General features: G+C 37.5%; 20 protein-coding genes and 1 riboswitch. Of the genes, 11 read left to right on the top strand and 9 right to left on the bottom strand.

What is annotated here, in order from left to right; genetic code table 11:
* Positions 1–206 precede the first annotated feature (206 nt).
* Positions 207–566: an Hpt domain-containing protein gene (locus ABD005_RS05450; protein ID WP_343815915.1), complete on the top strand. Its 360-nt coding sequence runs from the start codon at positions 207–209 to the stop codon at positions 564–566.
* 101 nt (positions 567–667) lie between these two features.
* Here ABD005_RS05450 and arcA read toward each other — a convergent pair whose 3' ends face one another.
* The 3 genes from arcA to ABD005_RS05435 form a co-directional block, all read right to left on the bottom strand.
* Positions 668–1,375 carry a two-component system response regulator ArcA gene (gene arcA / locus ABD005_RS05445; RefSeq protein ID WP_215980785.1) on the bottom strand — a complete coding sequence of 236 codons (708 nt, stop codon included), beginning with the start codon at positions 1,373–1,375 and terminating at the stop codon, positions 668–670.
* A 132-nt stretch (positions 1,376–1,507) separates the two neighbouring features.
* The gene (locus ABD005_RS05440) at positions 1,508–3,142 is read right to left on the bottom strand and encodes a sensor histidine kinase (RefSeq protein ID WP_343815911.1); all 1,635 of its coding nucleotides are present in this window, start codon (positions 3,140–3,142) and stop codon (positions 1,508–1,510) included.
* Positions 3,143–3,195: 53 nt separating this feature from the next.
* The gene (locus ABD005_RS05435; protein WP_343815908.1) at positions 3,196–4,242 is read right to left on the bottom strand and encodes a methyltransferase; all 1,047 of its coding nucleotides are present in this window, start codon (positions 4,240–4,242) and stop codon (positions 3,196–3,198) included.
* 163 nt (positions 4,243–4,405) lie between these two features.
* A riboswitch (Lysine riboswitch) is annotated at positions 4,406–4,620 on the top strand.
* Positions 4,621–4,736: 116 nt separating this feature from the next.
* Here ABD005_RS05435 and dapA point away from each other — a divergent pair.
* From dapA to ABD005_RS05415, 4 genes are all read left to right on the top strand, one after another.
* Positions 4,737–5,669, top strand: coding sequence for a 4-hydroxy-tetrahydrodipicolinate synthase (dapA, locus tag ABD005_RS05430; protein ID WP_343815905.1), 933 nt, complete (start codon positions 4,737–4,739; stop codon positions 5,667–5,669).
* A 99-nt stretch (positions 5,670–5,768) separates the two neighbouring features.
* Complete coding sequence (locus ABD005_RS05425) at positions 5,769–6,518, top strand: 2,3,4,5-tetrahydropyridine-2,6-dicarboxylate N-succinyltransferase (protein WP_215980789.1); 750 nt, start codon at positions 5,769–5,771, stop codon at positions 6,516–6,518.
* A gap of 186 nt (positions 6,519–6,704) precedes the next feature.
* Positions 6,705–7,946: a PLP-dependent decarboxylase gene (locus ABD005_RS05420; RefSeq protein WP_343815902.1), complete on the top strand. Its 1,242-nt coding sequence runs from the start codon at positions 6,705–6,707 to the stop codon at positions 7,944–7,946.
* A gap of 36 nt (positions 7,947–7,982) precedes the next feature.
* Complete coding sequence (locus tag ABD005_RS05415) at positions 7,983–9,122, top strand: succinylglutamate desuccinylase/aspartoacylase family protein (protein ID WP_343815899.1); 1,140 nt, start codon at positions 7,983–7,985, stop codon at positions 9,120–9,122.
* A gap of 78 nt (positions 9,123–9,200) precedes the next feature.
* Here ABD005_RS05415 and traF read toward each other — a convergent pair whose 3' ends face one another.
* From traF to ABD005_RS05400, 3 genes are all read right to left on the bottom strand, one after another.
* The gene (gene traF / locus ABD005_RS05410) at positions 9,201–10,469 is read right to left on the bottom strand and encodes a conjugal transfer protein TraF (RefSeq protein ID WP_343815896.1); all 1,269 of its coding nucleotides are present in this window, start codon (positions 10,467–10,469) and stop codon (positions 9,201–9,203) included.
* 305 nt (positions 10,470–10,774) lie between these two features.
* Positions 10,775–11,629 carry a CvfB family protein gene (locus ABD005_RS05405; protein ID WP_215980793.1) on the bottom strand — a complete coding sequence of 285 codons (855 nt, stop codon included), beginning with the start codon at positions 11,627–11,629 and terminating at the stop codon, positions 10,775–10,777.
* Between the two features lie 126 nt (positions 11,630–11,755).
* A complete protein-coding gene (locus ABD005_RS05400; protein WP_343815892.1) occupies positions 11,756–12,214 on the bottom strand; it encodes a tellurite resistance TerB family protein in 459 nt (152 codons plus the stop codon).
* Between the two features lie 395 nt (positions 12,215–12,609).
* Between ABD005_RS05400 and ABD005_RS05395 the strand changes: the two genes are divergently transcribed.
* Entirely contained in the window at positions 12,610–13,833 is a 1,224-nt protein-coding gene (locus tag ABD005_RS05395) for an efflux RND transporter periplasmic adaptor subunit (RefSeq protein WP_343815889.1), read from the top strand.
* A gap of 2 nt (positions 13,834–13,835) precedes the next feature.
* A complete protein-coding gene (locus tag ABD005_RS05390) occupies positions 13,836–17,084 on the top strand; it encodes an efflux RND transporter permease subunit (RefSeq protein WP_343815886.1) in 3,249 nt (1,082 codons plus the stop codon).
* A 340-nt stretch (positions 17,085–17,424) separates the two neighbouring features.
* Here the strand turns inward: ABD005_RS05390 and ABD005_RS05385 are convergent, their stop codons facing one another.
* Complete coding sequence (locus ABD005_RS05385; protein WP_343815883.1) at positions 17,425–18,345, bottom strand: DUF2785 domain-containing protein; 921 nt, start codon at positions 18,343–18,345, stop codon at positions 17,425–17,427.
* 152 nt (positions 18,346–18,497) lie between these two features.
* Here ABD005_RS05385 and ABD005_RS05380 point away from each other — a divergent pair, with 152 nt between their 5' ends.
* The 4 genes from ABD005_RS05380 (at position 18,498) to ABD005_RS05365 (ending at position 23,359) form a co-directional block, all read left to right on the top strand.
* The gene (locus tag ABD005_RS05380) at positions 18,498–19,082 is read left to right on the top strand and encodes a paraquat-inducible protein A (protein ID WP_343815880.1); all 585 of its coding nucleotides are present in this window, start codon (positions 18,498–18,500) and stop codon (positions 19,080–19,082) included.
* 134 nt (positions 19,083–19,216) lie between these two features.
* Positions 19,217–19,441, top strand: coding sequence for a FeoA family protein (locus ABD005_RS05375; RefSeq protein WP_215980799.1), 225 nt, complete (start codon positions 19,217–19,219; stop codon positions 19,439–19,441).
* Positions 19,441–21,600, top strand: a complete 2,160-nt coding sequence (gene feoB, locus ABD005_RS05370; RefSeq protein WP_343815876.1) for a ferrous iron transport protein B — start codon at positions 19,441–19,443, stop codon at positions 21,598–21,600. The genes ABD005_RS05375 and feoB overlap by 1 nt, the downstream gene beginning before the upstream one ends.
* Positions 21,601–21,751: 151 nt before the next feature.
* The gene (locus ABD005_RS05365; protein ID WP_343815874.1) at positions 21,752–23,359 is read left to right on the top strand and encodes a polysaccharide deacetylase family protein; all 1,608 of its coding nucleotides are present in this window, start codon (positions 21,752–21,754) and stop codon (positions 23,357–23,359) included.
* Between the two features lie 104 nt (positions 23,360–23,463).
* On the opposite strand, the gene ABD005_RS05360 is transcribed toward ABD005_RS05365, so the two are convergent.
* Positions 23,464–24,543, bottom strand: coding sequence for a phosphotransferase enzyme family protein (locus tag ABD005_RS05360; RefSeq protein WP_343815871.1), 1,080 nt, complete (start codon positions 24,541–24,543; stop codon positions 23,464–23,466).
* A gap of 175 nt (positions 24,544–24,718) precedes the next feature.
* Positions 24,719–25,606, bottom strand: coding sequence for a nucleotidyltransferase family protein (locus ABD005_RS05355; protein WP_343815868.1), 888 nt, complete (start codon positions 25,604–25,606; stop codon positions 24,719–24,721).

The raw sequence follows: 25,606 nt of genomic DNA, 5'->3' as shown, positions 1-25,606 counted from the left end.
TAAAAAATATACAAAATAATGTCAATATGGCGAAATAATAATGGAAAATCACCCTTTTCTGGGCTGATTATTCGTGTTAGCAATAAGCTGTGGTAATCCTACTGATGTTATAAACAGGCAAATAATCATACAATGCAAGTTTACTCATATTAAGTGAGGGTTATGTTACACTCTTTTTATTATTATATTAATTTGTGAGTTATTACGTGAGTACCAAGCAAGTATCTGAAACACTTAATATAGAATTACTTCAAGGCTATTTCGATACCTTAGGTAAAGAGATGCTAGAAAAAATGTATGCGTTATATCGTCAACAAACAACTATTTATTTGGCTGATATTAATAATGCTGTCACCCAAAATTCAGAATCTTTATGGCAAGAGAGCTGTCATAAAATGAAAGGAGCAGCAGCGAGTGTTGGTTTAGTTAGATTACACAGCCGCTTAGTCACGTTAGAGAAAATCACGGCAGATAGCGTAGAAAAAGAAAAGTTATTAGCCGAGCTTACGCAACAGAATAATGCCGATATGAAAGTTTTTAAGTCTTGGCTCTCAGCGTTAGATTAACGTTTATTATTTACATCACAACTTGTTGATGTGAGCTAAAACTAAAAAAGCTAGATAATTAGTCTAGCTTTTTGATTACACAGGAATACTGTTAATACATTTTAAGCTTCAAGTGTACCGATGAAGCGATATCCCTCACCATGAATTGTATTAATAAGCTCAGGTGTACTTGAGCAGCTTTCAAAGTGTTTACGTAATCGTCTTATTGTTACATCTACTGTTCTGTCATTAGAACGTAACTCTCTACCTGTCATCTCTTTGATTAACTCTTGGCGAGTGACAATTTTTCCTGCGTTGCTAATTAGTAAGCTTAACGCTCTATATTCACCACGTGGTATTGCAATGGTGTCGCCGTCAGGGCTTGTCATTTGTCTTGAGTTACTATCAAGAGACCATTGGTTAAACTTAAGGATCGTTTGTTCAGGTACTTCTGTTTTATTCTGACCAATGCGATTTAATATATTACGGGCTCTAATCGTAAGCTCTCGAGGATTAAAAGGCTTAGTTAAGTAATCATCAGCGCCAATTTCTAAACCGAGTATTTTATCAATGTCGCTATCACGGCCTGTTAAAAATATTAACCCTAACTCTTTGTTGTTAGTCAACTCTCTGGCGAGCAATAAACCGTTTTTACCGGGGAGGTTAATATCCATAATAACTAAGTTGATGTCATGTTGCTGAAGCATTTCTGTCATGCTATTGCCATCAGTGGCTTCGTGTACTGTGTATCCTTCTGCTTCAAATAAATTGCGTAAATTAAAACGTGTAACGTCTTCATCTTCAACGACAAGAATTTGATATATTTCCATTGGTAATGTGACCTAATAATTATGAAGAATAGGTTAATTAATTAAATACTATATAAAACAATTAACAATTATTTAACTATGTTAGCCAAGTCATGCTTAAAAAACAATTAGATTGGCTGATTAGTTACTATTTTATTGTACTATTGTACGCTCAATCGGGAATGTTATATCAAAATCGACCCCTTGCTGAGGTTCACTGTGCATGCTTATATGTCCAATAAGTGCTTGAGTGACTAAATTATAAACTAAATGCATTCCTAAACCGCTGCCGCCGCTGCCACGTTTAGTGGTTGTAAAGGGATCGAATATTTTATTCTTAATGCTTTCATCTATACCAACACCATTATCATGATAGTGAATATTTAGTTGGTCACTTAAACTTTGAATTTTAATGGATACTTCTCTTGTGGTTATACCGTCAAATGCATGATGAATTGAATTTAAAATAAGGTTAATGAGTATTTGATTGAGCGGCCCTGGTTTACTCGTAATAGTGAGGTTTTCAGGGCAATCTATTATTACGGTGACTTGTGCTGACTTTATTTTTGCAGATAGTGTGAGTAACACCTCATCAATAAGACCATGGACATCAAAGGTTCTGCTTTCAGCACTAGATTGGTCAACTGCAACTTTCTTAAAGCTCGAAATTAAGTTAGCCGCACGTTCAAGATTACGAAAAATAATAGCAATATTCTCTTCGCCGTCGTTAAGGAAGCGCTTTAACTCACTTGATTTTAATGTTTTATTATCAAAACGCTCTTTTATATTATTTAGGTTATCGGCTAGTAAACTTGAAGCAGTTACTCCTAACCCGATAGGGGTATTAATTTCGTGTGCAATGCCTGCAACCATATCTCCTAATGAAGCCATCTTTTCACTTTCGACGAGTTGACCTTGGTATTGATGTAGCTTCTCTAAGGTAGAAAGTAACTCTTGGTTTGAGTCTTTTAGTGCGCTAGTGCGTGATTCTACACGACTTTTAAGTTCATTGTTTTGTGATAACGCATAGTGGTGATCATCTTCTAATTTATAGATATGTTTTTCTGTAACGGTTAATAAAATGTTGATATAGCGAGCTAAAATATCAAATTCTTTATACTCTTGTTTTTTAGCTCGATTGTCATAACGCTTTTTCTGAGAGATGTTATCAATGAGTTCAGTAATACCATCAAGGGGAGTGCAGGTTTTTTTGTATAACCACAGGGCAGTTAATACCGCGATACTAATAGCGCTAATAAGTAAAAAGAGTCCAAGTAGCAATAAGCTACTAAAAAAATCATTCTTTTTAGTTAAGCTAGTTTGAAGGTAAACATAACCAACGGTTTTTTGACTACTTTTAATTTCAACAACAAGCTCTAGATATTGTTCATGATAGCGAATGGTAGTGAGTTCATCAATTTCATTTATTTTGTCTTTAATCGCAGGAAAACTGTTGTTTTTATTATAGCTTGTAAAAAAAGATACACTGTTGTCGTTTAAATCGTAGATATGTATGCGATTAATTAACGTAATGTTTTTACTGAGTTCTGTTAACTCTTTTTTTAGAGCAATATTAGTTTTTGTTGGGTCATCTTCTAAAAAAGGGCGACTTTTGTCTGCTAAAATGCTTGCCCACAACCAAGTGTTACTTTCTATTTCATTGCGTTGTTGAGTATTAATTTTTAATAACAGTAATAATGCCGTTAATCCAGCTAACGTTATAGTTAGCCCTAAAGTACTTTTCAACAATAAACTACGAAACGATTTTGTTTTCACTGAGTTTGGCATACTTAACATTATTCCTGAGAGATGAATTAATTGAATCTTATGATGCTGTTACTTTAACGTTTAGATGCATGATAAATAGTAAAACCTTGTGCTTTAGTGATGACACTTGTACAGCCAATGTATTGTTCCATAATAGGTTGGTAACGTAAGAAACTATTCGCGACTATGGTAATACTTCCTTTCTTTTTTAGATTTTTATGAATACCTGATAAAAAGGTTTCTGTTGCTTGATAATTTGTATTAACCCCTTGATGAAAAGGTGGATTTGAAACAATATGCTGATATGTGTTGGTAACTTCAGATAAGCTATTTGAAGGGAACACAGTCGCGTTTATGTTGTTTAATGCTAGTGTTTTTTCTGCCGAAGCAAGCGCTAATGCACTAACGTCTAATAAGGATAGCTCAACATTCGAATATTTTTTAGCAATAAAGCAACTTATTACTCCAGCACCACAACCAAAGTCGAGTATTTTACCTGCTAATTCTTTGGGTAAGTTACTAAGAAGTAATGCTGTGCCACTATCAAGTTTTTCTTGGCTGAATACTCCAGGCAGTGAGGCAATCGCTAATTCAATCCCGTCCACTGTTATAGCATAGTGCTTGTACCAGCTCTCTAATTTAAAAGGAACAGATCTTTTATTTTCATTCATTAATCCTGCAAATAAAAAGCAATGGCGTGCGGAATCAACTTTTTGACAATGTTCTAAAAAGTTTGCAGTTAGTTTAGGAGTTGATTGAATTCCGCCTTTTTTCTCACCAACAATCAGTATTTTTGTCTCGGCTGTTAAAAAAGGAGCGATCATCGCTAAAGTGAAATTGAGTTCGGCTTTGCTTTTAGGGAAAGCAATAATCACTAAATCGTGTTGTAGCTCACTTTCATAAACACAAGTAAAGTTATTATGAATACGACTACCGTGCTTATGAGTCAAGGCTTGATGATCAATAAAATTAGTATTGTAGCAACTTACCTTAGCACTCTCATTTAGCGTTATTAATTCATCAATAAAGCCATCTTCAGGTAAGTTAATTAATAAAGGCGTTGCTGAAGTGAGTAATTCACTATTACGTAATAAGACTTGGCTAGGGTTGCTAAGAGACATAGATAACTGGCACAGATAAAATAAAAGAAGCGTTATTACTATTCTACGATAATTTACAAAATTGGAATAGCACCGCAGTAGTCTTTTATTGAATGTCATTTTAAAAAATGCTTAAATAGCGCCGTCCCTAATTCAGGTTTAATAGTTTGGCTATTAAACCAAAGGGGCCAGAAGAGGAGCGTTAACCAGGTAATTACTATTGCGGTATTTTGAGGTAACTCAGAATATGGAGATCAAACTCCAATAATAGTAATGAGGGGGATTAACGCCGAGATAGCGAGCTTTTTGATGAGTTAGCTATCGGTTGTTTGGGCTGAATCCCAACAATTGTCACTAGTAACTATTTTATAGTTATATAAGTGGAGAGCTTCTGGCCTTTGCATAAGTGCCTAAATACATTCATTGTATTGTTGCTCTTCTTTGTAATTGCCAAGAACTCTCCGAACTATCACTGCTGTGTACAATAAACATGGCTAAACAAGAGTTCGAGAGTAATGACTTCAATTCATTCTTCAGATGTTCAAACTAATAAGGCCGTACAACACTGTGCGCTTTGGACAGCTTTAGTTACCCCTTTTAATCAGAATGGCAGCGTCGACTTTATAAGTTTGCGTGAAATTGCTCAGCATCAAGCTGCTGCAGGTAATGGTATTTTATTACTTGGTAGTACAGGCGAAGGGTTGGCGCTAACAGCTGAAGAGCAATTCTCGATTGTTGACTTTATTTGTGGTTTAGCGCTGGATACACCGCTTATGGTGGCTGTTGGTGGCTCTAATTTATCTGAGCAATTACAGTGGTTAGCACAATGTAATAGCCTACCTATTGATGCCTATTTGCTTGCCACGCCGATATACGCAAAACCAGGACCTGTAGGTCAAACACAATGGTTTAGTGCCTTATTAGATGCGGCCAAATTCCCGTGCATGCTATACAACGTCCCTTCACGGAGTGGTGTTGATATTCCCGTTGAAACCTTACAACAAATTCAAAACCACCAAAATTGTTGGGCAATGAAAGAAGCTAGCGGCGATATTAATAAGTTTTTAGCTTACCGTCAGCATTGTCCTGAAATTGATCTTTATAGTGGTGAAGATGCTATGGTGCCGTACCTTGTTTCCGGTGGTGTTAAAGGCTTAGTGTCTGTTTGCGCCAATGCATGGCCTGAAGCCACCAAAAAATATGTTGAGTGCTGCCTTTCTAAAACAGCAACGCAATGTCAAACACTTTTCCCGCTATGGCAAAATGCGGTAGACGCATTGTTTGCTGTGGCAAATCCTATTCCCGTGAAAGTGTTAATGCACCAACAAGGCGTTATTAGCCATAACACACTGCGCGCACCATTAACGGCATTAGAGTTAGCTAATAGTGATGATATTCAGCACTTTGATCAGCGCATTGCGCAGTGGCTTGCGGCTTATTCAACATAAATTAAAAATTCAGAGAAAGTGCTGCGATAAGTTCGAGTACTTTCCTTCAACATAAACCTTAAGTTTTAACGTAAATAGATATAATAATTGGAGTAGAAAATGGATTGGCAAGATGTAATTGCACAACTAGAAGCGGGTACTTTGCGAGCTGCAAGTCAAGATGAAAATGGTAACTGGCATGCAAATGTTGAAGTTAAGCAAGGTATTTTAGCAGCGTTTAAAGCAGGCGAAAATATTAGTTTTTCTGATAACTACCAAGGCTTTGTTGATAAGCATAATTTACCAGCACGTCAATTCACGCCACAAGATGGAGTACGTTTAGTACCAGGCGGCTCTTCAGTGCGTGCAGGTGCTCATGTTGCATCAGGCGTTATTATTATGCCACCAGCCTATATTAATGTTGGGGCATTTGTTGACAGTGGTACTATGGTTGATAGTCACGCTTTAATTGGTTCATGTGCACAAATTGGTAAAAACGTACATGTTTCTGCAGCGGTACAAATTGGTGGTGTATTAGAGCCAATTGGCGCTAGCCCAGTGATTATTGAAGACGATGCATTTTTAAGTGCTGGCGTTGTGGTTGTTGAAGGTATTGTCGTTAAAAAAGGCGCAGTATTAGCACCAGGCGTTTCATTATCTAAATCTGTGCCAGTATATGATTGTGTTAACCAAGTTATGCGTGAAAAAGGTGCTGAAATCCCTGAACGTGCTGTTGTTGTACCAGGTACTCGCCCAGTTAAAGGCGAGTGGGCACAAGCGCAAGGCTTAAACATGGCATGTGCACTAATCGTTAAGTACCGTGATGAGCAAAGTGATGCTTCTTTAGAGTTAGAGTCTATCTTACGCTAATTTACTGAGTATTTACTGATTATTAAGTGAGGTAATAAGCGAATCTATTTTACTTGTTACCTCTTTAAACGTGACTTTGTTATATGGTTTTTAGCTGAGTTCACTTTACTAACTGTCGAATTAACCAAACTTAACACAACATAACTAACACGACACAACCTAACATAACATAACCTAAGAAAAATTATGACAACACATCCTAGCTGGTTCGATCTTAGTATTAAAAGTGCCTTAACTGCTCATCAGTCACCGGAGCATGAACAGGCATATTTTGTTTATCAACTCGATGCTCTTAAAGCACACTTAGCTAAATTACAGCAGCAAGATGTGATTAAGTTATGGTTTGCGGTTAAAGCGAATCCATTGTCGAAAATAATTCAAACACTTGATAGTGAAGGCTTTAATTTTGATGTCGCTAGTTCCGGTGAATTAGCGCAAGTGTTAGCGCAAGGCATTAACCCTGAACGTATTTTAAATACCGGGCCTGCTAAAACCAAAAAGCAACTAAGCGCTTTTTTACAACAAGGCGTGCGCACTTTTGTGGTGGAAAGTTTAAATCAATTAACGTGGTTAAATGAAGCGGTTATCGAGCAAAAGTTAACTGATGATAAGCCAGCGGTTTTACTGCGAGTGCAATTACAATGGCAAGAAGGTGAGAAAAACCCACTTGGAGGCAATAGCCTTACGCCATTTGGTTTATCTGTTGAACAATGGCAAAGTATTCATGTTGATGATTTCCCTGCACTTAATCTTTGTGGTTTACATATTTTTCAGTGGGGCAATATGCTCAGTAATGAAAAAATGTACTCATTGTGGGGGCAAATGGTTGCACCATTAACGGGCCTTGCTAACGTCATTGGCATGGATTTGAAAATACTCGATTTAGGCGGCGGTTTAGGAATTGATTATTTAGACCAAGGACAAACGCTGTCTTGGCCACAAATTATTGAAGATTTAGCAAAAATAAAAGCACAAGCAGGTGTTGAAGAGTTATGGCTTGAATTGGGACGTTATGCTGTTGCTGAGTGCGGCTATTATGTGGTTCCTGTGGTTGATAGAAAAATGAACTATGGGCAAGAGCAATTAGTATTGTCTGCAGGGATTAATCATCTAATACGCCCAGCGATTACCGACCAACCTTTTCCGGTAACTCTCCTAAGAAGTGATAACAATGCTGCTCAAGGAGCGGAACAATTATTTGATATACATGGCCCTTTATGTACCAGTATGGATAAGTTAGGTCGCTTACCGTTACCTAATGATGTTGAAGTGGGTGATGAACTGGTTTTTGGTTATTGTGGCGCTTATGGCTTTACCGAAAGTATGCCATTTTTCTTATGTCATGAACTCGCTGCAGAATATGTTTTTCAAGATGGACAATTAACTAAGGTAAGAGCCGCCCAAGCAGCAGCCTCTTATTTAGCTTAGTTAGTGATATTTAGTAACCTTTAGTTGAGATTGAAAATGAATACCTTTACAAAAAAAGTCATGTCGGTAGGTGAAATGGCTAGCGGTGCCAAATTAACGGTACCCGTTTATTCTTTTGTTAGTGAAAATGCCAGTGGTCCTAATGTTTATATACAGGCCAATATGCACGGCGCAGAAGTGCAAGGTAATGCGGTAATATTTCAGTTACTTGAGTTACTACAACATTGCCGTTTGAATGCGAATATCACTTTAGTGCCTTACGCTAATCCTGTTGCTTGTAATCACAAAAATGGCGAATACACCTTAGGGCGATTTGATCCTATTACCGGTGTAAACTGGAATCGTATGTACCATTTTGATGAGAGTGTTATTGAACCTTTTTCTCAAAACTACATAGATGCGACCGAAGAAGACATCAATAACGATTTTAGAGCGTTAATGCTTAACGAGATTGAGCAAAAGCTAGATCATAATATTTTTGGCTTAACAACCGGTCAACGTATCGCTTATCAACTACAGCGCTTGGCTTATCAAGCTGATATAGTTTTAGATTTACACACAGGTCCTATTTCCAGTAAACATTTATATTGCCCTGAATATGCACAAGCGAGTGCGAATTATTTTGATATTCCTCACACCCTATTAATTCCTAATGATTTTGATGGGGCTATGGATGAAGCAACTTTTTGCCCTTGGTGGAGCTTGCAGCAAGCTTTTGAAAAACAAGGCCGAAAATTTACCATGGGACAAGGGCTGTTTAATAAAGAAAGTTTTACCGTAGAGCTAGGCTCACAAGAGCAAATTGACTTAGACGTCGCTAAAGACGACGCGGTAAGTATTTTAGCTTATCTACACTATAAAGGTGTGATTAGTAATGATGAATACCAACCACAAGCAATGACGCGTTATGCGTGTTACCTTAACGACTACAAAGCATTATACTCTCCAATGGGTGGCATGGTTGATTATTTAGCTGAGTTTGGTGAGGTTTTAGCGGCAGGTGAGCCATTAGCTCGAATTTTACGAATGGATAATTATGGTGATGGTGAAGCACTACATTATGTTTCACTAGATAAACCTGTTATTCCAATCTTACATTTTGCCTCTGCAAGTGTTAACCAAGGCACAGAGCTTTATAAAGTTTTTTATAATTACTTTGAGTTACCCGAAAGTTAAAATTAAGGTTAGTGTTAAAAATATAACGAAGGTGCTGCGTATAGCAGCATCTTCATCATGAACTCCATGACGGAGAAGTTATATCTTTAAGCCAAGCTGTAAAGCCGCACCATAAGTATCGTTATTACCCGCAAAACCAGCAATATCAATAGCGAGAACATCCCAAGGCGATATACCAAAACCTAAGGTATACAGATCGCCATCTACATCATTTAAGTCACTACGTAAGCCCATACGTAATTGTACACTTTCAAATAGGGTAAACTCTGCACCGAGTGCAACATATTTAGAGGGAGTGAGAGAAATAAAGTGCTCTCTATCGGCTAAATCGATTTCGGTTGCTAAGGTTAACCAACTATTTTGGTAACTAAAACCTACTGAAGTCGTTGGTTTTAAACTGAAATTAATGTTGGGATCTGTCGGCTGTATTTGTTTACTGTACTCTACTTGTCGAGAGATTAGGTTGTCGCTTACTAAAGCTGCATGCCACTGACGTTCGTCGCCCCAAGCAACATACAAACCTAAATCAACATTGAGATGACTATCATTGGTTAAGTATTCATCATTGTTTAAATCAAACTCATCTTCATTAAAGTTACTAATATTTAGTTTTCTATATAATAAATCGATACGTTGGTATTTAAGTTTACTCCCTATACTTATTTCATAATGGTTATTGTTAGTAACTTGATAGCCCAACATAACTCCCGCTTCAGCCAACGAATAACCAAGACCATTAGCGGTAGACTTTAGTTGAGTTAAATCTAAATAACCTTGATTAATGGCTTCTTCTAGTAATAAAGCATCATTATCATTGTAATTAACCACACCACCTATACGTCCAAATTGATTAGTGAATAATCCAAAACTTAAATATTTATTAGGAATAATAAGTTGAAAGTTTAAGCCGTTTCGAACATTAACAACTTTATTATCTATTGCGGCTAAATTGTGAATAATAGTATCAACACTATCATGCAAATGGTTTGTAGTACTGGCGTTATTAATATCGTTAGCCAGATTTGATAAGTCGTTTGATATTTGCTCTGCAATATCAATGACGTTGTATTGATCGCTGCCCATCCCTCCCAAGTTAAATGAGAAATAGACATCATCTTCTAACGTGTATTTGGTTAGTAGCGCGGGGTTACTTAACGAAGACGTGAAATCTTGAGTAATAGCTGTAAAACCTTGCCCAGCACGCTTTGCTGTAAAGCTGTCGGCATAACTAACCTGATAGTATAAAAGTGATAGTGTTAATAAGAGAAACTTACTAAAAAATGGTTTAGTGATTGCAGAATGATGAGCCTCATAAGATCTTAAATAATTATTGCTAATAAAAGTCATAATAAATAATTCCTTCTTATTATTATTAATAAACCCACTATTTTTGAAAGTTTATGGTGAGTTTATTAAAGCTTAGTAGAGCAATAATATATTAGCTATTGATAGGAACAGATAAAGTGATAAATATTAAGTTATTAGCTGATTTTCGATAGACACATTTTGCTGAGCATTCAGGCGAACAATGCTCTCGATACCATAGGAGAGTGATAGACCTTATTCTGTATTAATAAGGTCTGAATGGTTAGGGGGGGCTGGTGCAGTACACTTTGAACTATTGACTGGTAAATACTTAAACCGATTAGCCCCTAAAGTAAGCGAATACCATTTTTTTCAATGGCAATTTTACCTTGCTTTAATAAATGACCAACGGTTGCCTTAAACGTTTTTTTACTGACTCCTAGAGTGTTTTTAATAACTTCAGGTGAGCTTTTATCGTGCAGAGAGCTAAAGCCATTGTTGTCGGCTAGGTGGGCAAGCAATTTTTCATTAAAGTTGCTTACGGTATTTTTACTGCCACGCGTTAAAATTAAATCTAAGCGACCATCTTCACGCACTTGTTTGATGTAACCTTCAATTTTTTTACCAATACGTAATGGTTGAAAAATCTCGTTATCATACAATAAGCCCCAGTGTAAATCGTTAACAATAGCTTTAAAGCCTAGGTCTGTTTTATTACCGATAATTAAATTAACTTTATCGCCATCTTTATAATCAGCAGGCCAAATGTCTAAAAATTTGTCGAGCTTGCTTGAAGCAACAAGACGGTCTGTTACCTGATCAAGAAAAATACGTACTAGGTAGTATTTACCTACTTCCATTTTTGTGTGCTGTTGATTGTAAGGTACGAGTAAGTCCTTTGGTAAACCCCAATCTAAAAAGGCGCCCATTTTATTAACTTGCACAACTTTTAATGAAACAAACTCACCTACCTGGCCATAAGGTTTGTCACTTGTTGCCACTAAACGGTCAGCTGAGTCCGCGTAAATAAATACTTCAACAATACTGTCGGCTTGGCAGTTTTCAGGTACGTAGCGCTTAGGAAGTAGTATTTCTCCTAGCTCTCCAGCGTCAAGGTAAACACCGTTATCTCTAATTGCGATAACGCGTAAGGTATTATATTTACCAATAGTAGGGTTTGTTGTTAGTTGAGCGTTGGTCATGAAAATGCCGTGGTAGCTGAGTCTGCCGTAATTGTACCGTATATCACGCACTATACCAATATCATAACTAGCTCAGCGGTTATTATTTTAATAGCTCCCTAAGCGAATATAGTTTGTTAAGTTCGGTTATTGCTCATATTTCGCTTTCGCATTGACTTTAGTCGCTACATATTCAGAATCACGCAAGTGTAGGAGGTCGGCAATTCGTCTAATGGTATGCTCTTCTATACTGGCAAGCTCACCGTCAGCATAGGCAACTTGCCATAATAAATTAACAATATGAGTGCGCTGTGCTAATGAATAATGTTCATTGATAGCTTGAGTAAATTGAAAAAAGTCAGTGGCATTTTCACTTAATGCTAACGCAGTATCCATAATTGAATTCACGTCGTTACTTGGTAATGAAAATTGCTCTGAAATCAGTGTTTTCAATGTATCGAATTCTGCAGTGCTACGATGTTGATCTGCACGCATTACTTCACATAATAAAACTGAACACGATACCTCTAAAGAAGGTGGTGCTAGCTTTTTTTCATGATCACTTCCAACTAATGAGGCGAGAAAGTCATTGAGTTTATTTAGCATTTAAATACTCCACAAGTACGTTGTATTTTTGAGTTTACCGTTAATCGCAACCATACGCTAGAGGCTGGTTTTTTTCACGAAAAAAAAGTGATTAATCGTAATAAGTAGTAAAAAAAGCCATATGAATTTAATAGTCCACTTTGATATCTAAATTAATGTTATGTTTTCTTTTTATTTAAGTTATTAAAATATAGGGTTTTATTTTGATTTTTTGTTGGGGTTGTATAGGGGGGACTATTTTGGTGCGGATTTTGTAATACTGAGTTACATCTTTGTTAATACTTGTAACAGATAATTAGCTATTATATCAGTATTAAAATTACGTAGATAATTAATAATAATAATAAAATTCACATCAAAATTTGAAGTGTACATCACAAAATAAGGGAGCAAAAGTGGCTACTAAAAAACAAATCATAATACCTATCCTAGTCTTAGCAGCAGGTATCGCCGCGATGGCAGGGTTTGCCAGTTTAAAAAAACCACCAGAAGAAAAAGAGAAAGTCGACAATACTCCAATTGTTGCTGTTGAGAGCATTGTGGTCGCGCCAATGACCATGGAAGTACCGTCTCACGGCATAGTGACTCCTAAATATGAAACAAAGTTAGTTGCCCAAGTGACAGGAGAAATTGTTGAGCTTAGTCCTGCGTTTGTTCGTGGTGGTTTTGTTAAAAAGGATCAGTTATTAGCGCGTATTGATCCGAGCGATTATCATGCCGCATTAATTGACGCGCAAGCAACTATGGCTACCGCCCGCGCTGCATTAGAAACCGAAGTTGCACAAGGTAAAGTGGCGGAGCGTGAATGGAAGCAAATAACCGATAGTTCACCTACTGAACTGAGTTTACGTAAACCTCAATTAGCGCAAGAATTGGCCCGCGTAAAAGCTGCACAAGCATCTGTTTTACGTGCTGAGCGCAATTTAGAGCGTACTGAAATCAGAGCGCCGTTTGATGCCATGATTGATAACCGCGCAATCGGTTTAGGTTCTTTTGTTAGTATGGGGACTCAATTAGGTAAGGTTTCAGGCACTGCAACAGCAGAAATACGCCTTCCTGTCGCTGATAATCAATTACAGTTTTTAACTAATGAAGGCGCTAATGCTACAGTGAATTTAGTTGGTGTTTACGCTGGGCAGTCAACTGAATGGCAAGCTAAAATCGCTCGTGGTGAAGGTGTTATTGATGACACCAGCCGTATGAGCTATTTGGTGGCTGAAGTAAAGGACCCTTATCAGCTGAAATCTAAAACCAGTGCTGGTGTACCGTTACGTTTTGGTAGTTATGTTAATGCGCTTATACAAGGTAACCAAGTAAGCCAAGCCAGCTCAATCCCTCGTTATTTAGTGGTAAATGGCAAAGTTGCGCTGTTAGATAGCGACTCCAAATTGCATTATGCAGCGATTGATATTATTCGTGAAGAAGGTCGTAATGTTATTGTTGCTAATGGTCTTGCTAATGGTGATCAGCTGATTGTTTCTGCGTTAGATTATCCGGTTGATGGGATGAAACTCGCATTAGCAAGTGATGAAGTTACGCCGACAGCAACACCTGATGATATTGATAGTGAGCAGGCAGGCGAAAGTCAGGTTGCGAATAACAATAAAGCAGGGGAATAACTATGTCATCAACTCATGATAAGTCACCTGACATTGTTAATGGCGACGAAAACTCTTCTGCACAACCACGTGATGGTATTGATACTAATACGGGTATTATCGCTTGGTTTGCGCGCAATAGTATTGCTGCTAATTTATTAATGTTTTTTATCCTAATAGGTGGCTTTCTTACTATTAGTACCATTAATAAACAAATGTTTCCGCAAGTACAAATTAATTGGATTTCTTATAATGCCGCATACCCTGGCGCCGCTCCGCAAGAAGTAGAAGAAGGAATTACCATTAAAGTAGAAGAAGCGTTAGAGTCAGTACAAGGGCTTAAACGCGTTATTACCTACTCTAACCGTAACTATTCAAACGGTTGGTTTGAGGTTGATCTTGATTACGATCCACAAGTGGTATTAGAAGAAGTTAAATCCGCGATAGACTCTATTCCTAGCTTCCCGGCTGGTATGGAACGTATTAATGTTGAGCGTGAAAAATTTCGCCAAGAAGTGATGTACATCAGCCTTTATGGTGACTTAACTAATACAGAACTTAAAGAATTGGGTCGTAAAATTCATGATGAAATTCAGCAACTACCATTAGTTAATATCTCAGACTTTTACAGTGGTTTAGCATACGAAATATCGATAGAGGTTAGTAAAGATAAATTACGTGAATACGGCTTAAGCTTTACTGATGTGGCACAAGCGGTAAGAAGTAACTCACGTAATATGTCAGCGGGTCAAATTCGTGCAGAGAACGGTTATATAAATTTACGTGTTGAAAAACAAGCTTACCGCGGTTATGAATTTGAACGTATTCCTGTAGTTACGCTAACAGACGGCACTAAAGTACTGCTAGGGGAAATAGCAACCATTAACGATGGCTTCGAAGAAGGGCTTCAGTACTCTAAGTTCAATGGTAAAAACTCCGTAACCTTTTTTATTGGTGCGGCTGAAAACCAAAGTATGACTAGTGTTGCCGACATCGTTAAAAGGTTTGTTGAGCAAAAATCGGAAGTGTTACCACAGGGGGTTAAGTTAGAAACCTGGGTAGATATGACGTACTACCTAGAAGGCCGCTTACAGCTAATGGTCGATAACATGCAAAGTGGTGCGATATTAGTGTTTATTATGTTAGCGCTATTTCTACGCGTACGTTTAGCATTCTGGGTAATGATGGGCTTACCTGTATGTTTCTTGGGTACCTTGTTAGTGATGCCGATGGAGTTTGTTAACGTCACTATTAATGTTATTAGTTTATTTGCTTTCATTTTAGTGCTGGGTATTGTGGTTGATGATGCTATTGTCATGGGTGAAAGTGCCCATGATGAGATTGAGCAACATGGGCACTCTCTTGATAATGTTATTCGCGGTGTTAAGCGTGTAGCTATGCCTGCTACCTTTGGTGTTTTAACCACTATTGCGGTATTTGTACCTTTTGTTTTAGGCGATGGCCCCGAGTCTGCATTTGGTAAGTCGATTGGCTTTGTGGTGATATTATGTTTAATTTTCTCTTTAATAGAATCTAAACTTATTTTACCGTCGCACTTAGCGAATATGAAAGTTAAAAAATTCAACCCTAAAAACCCACTAGATAAATTAAGAGGGGTAGTCGATAAAGGGCTGAAAAATATTATCGAGAATTATTATCGCCCAAGCTTAGCGGTATGCCTTAACTATCGTTATGCGGTATTAATGTTTTTTATTAGCATTATGCTAGTCAGTGCAGGTCTATTTGCTGGTGGTATTGTTAAGTATGTTGGACAACCTAAAATCCCCCATGACTTCCCACGTATTTCAGTAGAAATGAACATAGATGCTTCAGAAAATGCGACATTACAAACAGTATTATCTATTGAGAGTATTTTGTACCGCATTGATAACGAAATAACTGAAGAGTTTGGTCAAGGTATGATTTCAGATATGCAGGTTGAACTGCGTAGCAGAACTAGTGGTCAAGTGATGGTGAAATTGGTTGACCCTGAGTTTCGTGCCATGGACACTTTTGCACTAGCAGAAAAGTGGCGTAAAGCAATACCAAAATTCCCGGGCATGAAAAGCTTAACTATTAGCGATAATCTATTTGGTGGTGGTCGAGATGATGGCGATATCGCCTTTAGATTAGAGAGTCAAAACGATGCGCAACTATTACTTGCGTCTAAAGCACTCAAAGCTAAGCTAAATACATTGAAAGGGGTAGGTGATGTAAATGATTCACGTCAAACTAGCGCCAAAGAAGTGCAGTTTGACTTAAAACCTTTAGCGTACTCTATGGGCTTGACCTTAGCTGATATCGCCAACCAAGTGGGGTACAGTTTTTACGGCTTAGAAGCACAACGTATCTTACGAGATGCAGAAGAAGTAAAAGTAATGGTCCGTTACCCTCAAGATGAACGTAGCTCAGTTGGTCATGTTGATGATGTTATGATTAAAGCGCCAAATGGTGCTGAACTACCTTTATCAGAGTTAGCTGACATTAAGTTAACTGATGGTGTTACGCGTATCCGTCGTGAAAATGGTAACCGTACGATTAATGTTTGGGCTTCGGTTGATTCTGAGCAGGTTGAGCCATATAAAATTGTTAGTGATATTGAAGAAAACTTTATTCCTGAACTATTACGTAAATACCCACTAGTGAAAAGTGAACTAACCGGTAGTATAAAAGAGGAGCAAGAAGGCCTTGGTGAGCAATTCAGAGACTTCATGATTTCATTGATGGTTATCTTCTCATTACTCGCAATACCATTACGTTCATATTCACAAGCAACTATGATCATGGTGGTAATTCCTTTTGGTATTATTGGCTCAGTGTTTGGTCACCTTATTTTGGGGATGGACTTAAACGCACTGTCAGTAATGGGGATTTTAGCTGCCGCGGGTGTTGTGGTGAATGACTCATTAGTAATGGTTGACTATGTGAACAATGCGCGTAAGCGTGGTGAAAGATTGAAAGATGCGGTTATTCATGCCGGTACTAAACGTTTTCGCGCGATATTGTTAACCTCACTAACTACCTTTATTGGTTTAGTGCCTATTGTTTTCTTTGAAACCAGTATGCAGGCGAAAATGGTGATTCCAATGGCAGTATCGTTATCATTTGGTGTTTTATTTGCGACAATAGTGACCTTGATTTTCATTCCAAGCTTGTATTTGATTATTGAAGATATTAAGCAAAAATTTAGATGGAAAAAAGGACAAGAAAGCTCAGCTGAAAAGCGTAGTAACGATAATGAAGTTAAGGCAAAAGAGCTTCCTGCTAATTAAGCTGAATACGGGTTAGAAGGCTTTATTAAACTTATAAAAAAGCCGTGATATACGTTCGTTATATCACGGCTTTTTATTATCTAACCTGATGTTCGTTCGAAAATACTTACTCTTATCGTCGGTTCATTGCTAAATAACCTGAACTCGGTTTAAGAGATGTTTAACAAATTGAAATATAAGAAAAAATTACTTTCCTTAATCTCTAGCTTGATAGTTTTTCTTAATTCAAGGCAAATTTCGCGTCAATAGCTAGCCTATTGCAAGTAAATTTAACGAAGAAGTTAGGAAAAGTAGCTGCTAGAGAAACATTTGTTAAGCCGAGATCAGGTTAAATAGCCGACTAATTAATTTGGGTTAGCGCATCGCCTGCTAGTTGTCTTATTACACTAATGCTTTTATTTTTGCTTTCCTGAGAGAGGATAAATAGTTCACTAATAAAAGCTCTGGTGTTATGAAGCTTTGCTAACCCAGGTTGGGATATATATACATCACCCCATTGGTTAAAGGGCGCAGGGGAGCTTACATTGTTAAACCAAACTTTTAGCTCTTCATTAGAATGCAAGTCTCGGTATAAAATATAAAGAGTAGCCCTTGCTAATCGGCGAGGTTCGCCATAAATATAAAAATGGTTGTTATCCGCGGTAATTTTTGCTGTTAAGGCCATTAGCATTTGATCTAACTGGCTTTTAGTTGTTTGAGGGTTGAGTGATAGCTGCATGAATAAGTCGGCGCTATGGGCTACACCATGTCGCCAGCCGATTATTTCATCAAATCCTCGATAATCATCTAAAGAGATAATGTAAGTTGTTGTGCTTTTAATCAGGTGTTCTCGCTGATTATTATTTAAGAAGCTTGACTTCCTATCTGAGCGAGCAAGCTCTGAAAGCGTGAGGACAGCAAAACTCTTATGAAGCGCTGAAGTACCTTTTGTCGTGATTAATACATCAATTAACGTATGAAAAAGTGATGATCTTGTTGGGGTATCTAGCTCGTCATTTCTTAACCACTGGCTTAGAGCAGAAAATGCAATGCTATCTCTAATCGTTGGATCTGAGTGCGCCAAACATTGACTTAGCTGCAATGCTAGTTCATTGCGCTGAGCGTTATCTTTTACGGAGAATTGCTTTTTTTGTAGTTGGTAAAGCTTTAGGCTACTAAACTCTTTCGTTACACATGAGGTTGAACTGGCATTGCTTGATGGTAAGTATGATAGAAAAGTAAAAGTACAGCAGAGTATAATTAGTATCTTTTGTAGTTGCATAAATGAATTGTTTAAAAAAGGTTAACGATGAGTTCAGGTTAATACTATTTGCACTGAAATGGCAAGTTAACAGATAATATTCCTCTGGCTTATAGTTTCAGCCATTGCAAATAATAACATTCATCTACTTTTTCAATAGAGCGAAGCGAATAATGAATTTACTCAACAAACACTTAGGTTTTTCTTTGAATCTGCTGGCGATAGCACTTTTTATTCCCGGCATTTTATTACCCATGTTTTCTTTAGCGATGGAGGTGAACGCACAAGTTGCCAATGCGAGTTTGACATCTGAGTTAATTAATAAAGAAGTTTCACTGGTACAAACGGTACAAGAGTTATGGCATGGAGAGCGCTTTCTAGTCGCTATATTAATCTTCCTTTTCTCTATTTGTATTCCATTAGTAAAGTCTTCATTAATGAGCTGGGCGTATTTTCAGAAAAACACACACGTTGAAAAGAAAATTTATAACTTTGTGAGTGTGATAGGTAAGTGGTCTATGGCTGATGTATTTGTTGTCGCAGTCTTTTTGGCTATGCTCTCAACAAATCATAGTGAAACAGCTAACCGCACAGCGTTAGAGCTTTTTGGTTTTAAAATGGATTTAGTTATTTCAAGTGAAACTCTCTCAGCTGTAGGGGTCGGCTTTTATTATTTTACAGCGTATTGTTTGCTGTCATTACTCGCAAGTCAAATCAGTCAGGCTAGTATCGTTAAAAGTTCAGGTAATATTGATTAATATCAACGGAGGCATTAGGGAATTGCTAAGGTAAATGCTATCATCTAAACAATAGTAAGTATCATTTGCTCTTCGTTTTATTGTGATAAGTAAACTCAATATTCCTTAGCATCACGTATTAGAATAAAAAAATCATGACCTTAGCAGAACTACCTAAAAATAAACTAGCGAAAATTAGCGCCTTACCTAAAGATGCGATACTGGCAGCTCAACTGCTTGAGCAAGGTTTTAGTATACGCACGGCTATTTCACTTGCCCATAAAGCGCCCTTTAATGGACCAATGGCATTTAAGTTACATAACACAAAAATCAGTATTCAACGCTCAGTCGCTGAGCAAATTAGCGTAGATTACTTATAATGACTAAACCTCTTCATTACGCCTTAGTTGGTTTTGCTAACTCAGGTAAAAGCACGCTATTTAATTTATTAACTTCAGCTCAATCGGGACAAAGCCAGAAGATCGCCAAACAAAATGTTGGAAACTGGTCTGGCGTTACTGTTTCGGCTAAAAAAACGGCGTTGGATATCGCCGGAACCGCTGCACTTCTTTCTGATTTACCGGGGTTAAGTTCACTTAATCAGCATGCTGAGCAAGGTGAAGATTTAACCATTTCGCAAGATTTTTTACAGCAAAACGCTATAGACTTTTTAGTCAATGTGGTTGATGTTAACCAATTAACTCGTCAGCTTTATTTGACCACGCAGTTACTTGAGCTTAACGTACCAATGATTGTGGTGTTGAATAAAACCGATAAACAAGCATTGAGTATTGATATAGCAACGCTGTCTGATGAGTTAGGTTGTCCTGTTATTACCACAAGTGCGCAAGATAAAAAGAGTTTAAAGCAAATTCAACAAGCACTTAATGACTTATCTGAGAGTAAAAAACTCACCAGCAGCATAGAAAGCAGTAATCAAGTAAAAAGTCACCAGTCCGAGAAGGGGAAACCAGAAAGCCTAGGAGCTATTCAGGCAAGACATGATTACATTACTGATGTGTTAAGTCGCTCTAGTATTTGTATCGATAATAGTGTCTCGTTGTCAGATAAATTAGATAATATTGTGTTGCACCCACTTGCAGGCATTCCAATATTTTTAGGCATGATGTATTTACTGTTCATGTTTGCTATTAATGTTGGTAGTGCTTTTATTGACTTTTTTGATATTTTAAGCGGCACATTATTTGTTGCTTACCCGTTACATTTTCTTGCTCCTTTAGAGCTACCACAGTGGCTACTTACCATTGTTGAAGGTATTGGCAGTGGTATGCAAACTGTTGCTACGTTTATACCGGTTATTGCTTGTTTATTTATTGGCTTGTCATTACTCGAAAGCTCTGGGTATTTAGCGCGCGCTGCTTTTGTTGTTGATAGTGTTATGCAAAAAATAGGGCTACCGGGAAAAGCATTTGTCCCACTGATTGTTGGCTTTGGTTGTACTGTTCCGGCGGTTATGTCAGCGCGAGTGCTCGATAGTGAGCGAGAGCGAATTACTACCGTGATGATGGCACCATTTATGTCCTGTGGAGCTCGTTTGCCTGTATATGCATTGTTTGCCGCGGCATTTTTTCCTGATAACGGGCAAAACTTAGTTTTTCTTTTATATCTTATTGGGATAGCCGTTGCTATTTTTACCGGCTTTTTATTGAAAAAAACCGTGTTGTCGGGAAACAGTTCTTTAAATGTAATGGAGCTCCCGAACTACGCCTTTCCTTCTTTAAAGAGTTTAATGGTACGTGTATGGCAAAGAACATATGGTTTTGTCACAGGTGCAGGTAAAACCATTGTTATCGTGGTGTGTTTATTGAATTTTTTAAACTCTGTTGGTACCGACGGGGAATTTGGTCATCAAGATAGTGAGTCTTCTATTCTAAGTGCGGGAGCTAAATTGGTGATGCCAGTACTCGCTCCTATGGGAGTCGAAGAAGATAACTGGCAAGCTGGCGTTGGGATTATTACGGGCATATTTGCCAAAGAAGTTTTAGTCGCAACCTTTAATAGTTTGTATTCATCTGCCCATGATGCAGACGATGGCGCACCTTCGTTAACACAAAGCTGGCACGATGCCACAGCAAGCATTAAAGAAAACTTATTAGGTATTGCACCAGATGATCCTCTTGGTATTCAAGTTGGGGATTTGAGTGATTTAACGATTGTGGCTCAAGAACAAGAAGTTGAGTTAACTACTTATGAACGCATGCAAATAGCTTTTGTTAGCCAGCTGGGCGCTTTTAGTTATTTATTGTTTATTTTACTTTATACGCCGTGTGTTGCAGCGATGGGCGCTATAAAAAATGAAGTGGGTACACGTTGGGCAACATTTGCAGGGCTCTGGAGTTTGATCTTAGCTTACTTAATGGCAACACTATGCTACCAGATAGGTAATTTTACAGAGGCACCATTAATAGCAAGTATTACTATTTTTATTGCCTTAGCGGTATTTTACGGTATTTATTTATGGCTTAAACATCAAGGTAGTAAAGTACTGACAATAGCGGTTAAGGTTAGTTATTCTTAATCGAGTTCAGGTTAATTGAGTTTTAAAGATAACTATCATAGAAGTATCGGTGAATTTATAAACGAGATAACTGCTTGCCAAATATACAATAAAATATTACTTTTAAGCTGCTGTATTTACTAAAAATGCAGTGGCTACTAAAGGATAATATATGTTTAATCATCGTAATAACCCAAGATCTCAAACAACTTCTTTTAAAGGCACAGCCTTATTTACTTTTGCTCTATGCTTTTTATTAAGTGCATGCGGTGGCTCTTCCACTAGCCCTGAAACCAAAAAAAAAGAAGAAGCCGTTGCTGAAGTGGTTGTGCAACCTCAATCTACATGGCTGGTCTCTGAACAAGAATATAAACTTGTTGATATTAATACGCCTAAGCTCCTTTCTGTACAAAGTTACTGGCCAAGTAATAGGGACATTCCTGCTGATTTTTTTAAGGTATTAACTGTACTTATTCCCCCAATTGATAAGTTGTTTTCGCAACAGTACTTTGCTTTTTCAGACCTTAATACCCAAGAGCCTCAATTTAAATCTATCATTTTTAAACCATTAGGCCTTAATAACTCACTGGGCTTAGTTGAAGGAGAAATTGATTATCAATTAGGAAGTGACGGTTTATTACACCTATCATTTTTAGAAAACTCTCCCTTTCAAACATCGGACTTATTACAACCTATAGTGTCGTTAATTTATCAAAGTGAACGTGCTAAATATCGTCAAGAAAGCCAAGAGGGTCAACGCAGCTTTGAATACTTAGTTAGTCATGGCTTAACCTTGCACTTTATTCAACAAGCACTTTCAGATGAAGCAAACCTTCCTCTAACTCAGTTTGCTAACGAAAAAGTGAAACAGCAAGTACTAGCACAAGTAAAAGCAAGTTTAGATAATAATATTACCTTAACTCATGATTTTTTAGCTGAGCATGAAAATGCTATTGGTTATTACTTAGTTGAGCAGCATTTGCATAATTATATTGGTAGCACAGCAGCAAATAGCTTTAGCGTGCCAAGCGAGTTATTTATACCTTGGTTGAATAATGACAGTCCTAATAATCAAAAAACGACAACCTTTGTACGTACTGGTGACGTTGACGATCAAATTGCAGTAACTGAGTTATCTCGTCAAGGAAATCTGTTTATTGGTAGCTACTTTTTAGAAGGTTATAATCATGAAAAGCTGATTGCGTTAACGTTTGATGATGGCCCCTCAGAATACACTCAAAAAATACTTGATGTACTTAATGAAGCTAAGATACCGGCAAGTTTTTTTTGGCAAGGAAAGAACTTATCACCATATCAATCGCTTATTAAACAGACGATTAAAGACGGTCATACGGTTGCCAACCATAGTTGGAACCATACGAATGGTACTACGCTTTCAGTTGATGCTTTATGGCAACAGCAAGTCGTTAAAACGAATAATGAATTTCAACGCTTATTTAATATTACGCCAAGGTTTTATCGCCCGCCTTATGGTGAAATAACTGATGAGCAGGTGCAGAGTTTGACAGAACATGGTATGAAAGTACTGTTATGGTCAGTTGACTCAAGAGATTGGAACTCGTCGATTAATACCGTTGAATATATTGAAAGTGAAATAATTAATAATCAACACGAAGAAGTGATTACCTTAATGCACGATGCCGGCGGTAATAGACAAAATACGGTGGACTCTTTGCCCGCTATTATCAAGCATTATCAATCACAAGGTTATCGTTTTGTTAACTTGGAAACGCTCTTAGGGATTAGCGATAAACACTAATCTTTCAGCTAACCGAACGTAAGGTAGGATTAAGTGAAAAGCAGTAACCTGAACTCAAGTTGCTCAGGTTACTTTGTTGGATTATAGCTTAGTAGGTAACCTGGTTATTCAGCGTATTTGAGTAATTCAGGCTCAGCTTCACAAACCAATTTAAATAACTGAAACTGGCTTTTAACACGGTCTAAGTTATGGTTTTCACGATCAACATGGAAGTAGTGATCGCCTTCTAAATGGTCGGTTAAAAAGCGTACGCCAATGATGAATGGTAGTAGCTTTGCGCCAATGATAAGACTTTGCTTTTCAAGTGGTGTTAAAGTGTCACCAAAAGCCTCTTTATAGTTGGTAATTAACGCTTCAAAAATGTCATATTTAAACACCATTTCTTCCGTGCTGGTATCATCTTCAGCCAAGTTACTGCAACAAGTTCTAACCATATCGCCAAAATCGTGCATAAGTAACCCAGGCATACAAGTATCTAAGTCAATAACAGCGCAAGGCACGTCGCCTTTGGCGAAGAGTAAGTTATTAATTTTAGTATCGTTGTGTGTTACATGCAGTGGTAATTTTTGACTAATTTCTACCACGCTATTAATAAAATCTTGTTGTGAAAGACAAAAATCAACAATATCTTGGCATTGTGCCAATCTATTATGAGTGTTGTTAGCAATTGCTGTACTTAATTGGCTCATTCTAAAGCTAATGTCATGAAAATCTTTAATAATTACAGATAACTCTTCAGCTGAAAAGTCACTTAGTGCACAGCTAAATTGCGCGAATGATCGCGCTACTAAAGCGGCTTGCTCAGGAGATGACACTTCCTCTAACGTATAAGAGTCACTAATAAATTCCATTAAGCGCCAATAGTTACTGCCAATTTTAATGGTGGTGTCGCCGTTTTTAGTTAAAAGCTGTTGCGGTACGGCTAATGGGTATTCACCTTGGTTATTTTTTTCAGCTAAATGCGTATTGATTTTTTGAGCATTTTCACTTAACTCAACGGTTTTAGTAAAAATATCGTGGTTGATTTGTTGTAAAACAAACTCAAATTCAGACGTAGTAAGTTTGTAAGTACTATTAATATGGCCATTACCTAGTGAGGTAACTTCGACGTCAGAGAAGTCAAAATCGTAGTTGTTTAATACCGTATCGATATCCGTGTGTAGTGATGACTTGTTAATATCCATAATTCTCTTCGTTATACTTATTTTTTTATAAAATAATCACAATTGTTCATTGGTCTTAAATTGCCGTAAGTGGGGGGGAATTAGCGCATAATGGCTTTATAACGAATGAAATTGCTTGTGAACAAGCAAAAACGCGTTAATTTTACGACAAAATTAGCGCGATACTATACGTGTTTTATTTAAAAATAGCAGTAACTTTTTTGTCGACTAAAGCAGCATCTTGCGGGTAGGTTAGTCCAAACCATTGTTCTGTTGAACAAAGTACATGAACATTTTTTTGCTGTTGCTTAATTTGTTTCATCACAACGGTTGGTAGGTAACATTCTTGCTTCAAATATTTTTGTGATAAGGCGCTCTTTGTTTGTGAGTGCTCGCTCAGCATAATACGTATTTCATTTTCTAGTAACGCAAAAATATCACAGTTAAATAACCAGCAGTTCATTGATATTAAGCTGTTGTCTTTTAATACAGTATGCTCATTATTATTGATTCTTCCTACAAGGGTATTATTTATTAGTTGAATATCTTCACATTCTTCAATGCCCTGTAAGGTGCTGTGTGGTGATACTTGGCATAACCCTCTATTAACACCACCAAATTCCGATAAAGTACTCTTAAGTTGATATGCAACCATAGCATGATCGTTAGGCTGAGATTTTGCTTGTGTGAATAGCAAGTTAAAGGCTTGCGCGCCGTAATAGTCATCGGCATTGATCACCGCAAAAGTCGTTTTAATTAACTTATGGCAACACCATAGCGCATGTGCGGTACCAAGTGGCTTGGTTCGCTCTGTATTAACTTGGCAACCTTGGGGCAACGTAGATAAAGATTGATGAACTGTATGTGCTTTAATCGTGTTAGGTAATCGGGGAATTACTTGACTAGTCAGGGTTTGTTCTAGCTCTGGGCGTATGATAAATACCACATCAGTAAAGCCTGCCTGTGCTGCATGAATAATATTATATTCCATTAAGGTGAGCTTGCGCTCACCAAATTCGGCCAGTTGTTTGTTACCGCCAAAGCGACTGCCTAAACCAGCCGCTAAAATAACTAAAGTGCTCAT

The sequence above is a fragment of the Colwellia asteriadis genome (assembly GCF_039523295.1).
Taxonomy (GTDB): Bacteria; Pseudomonadota; Gammaproteobacteria; order Enterobacterales; family Alteromonadaceae; genus Colwellia; species Colwellia asteriadis.
The sequence above is the reverse complement of the archived record's forward strand: the minus strand, read 5'-3'. Positions and strand labels throughout refer to the sequence as shown.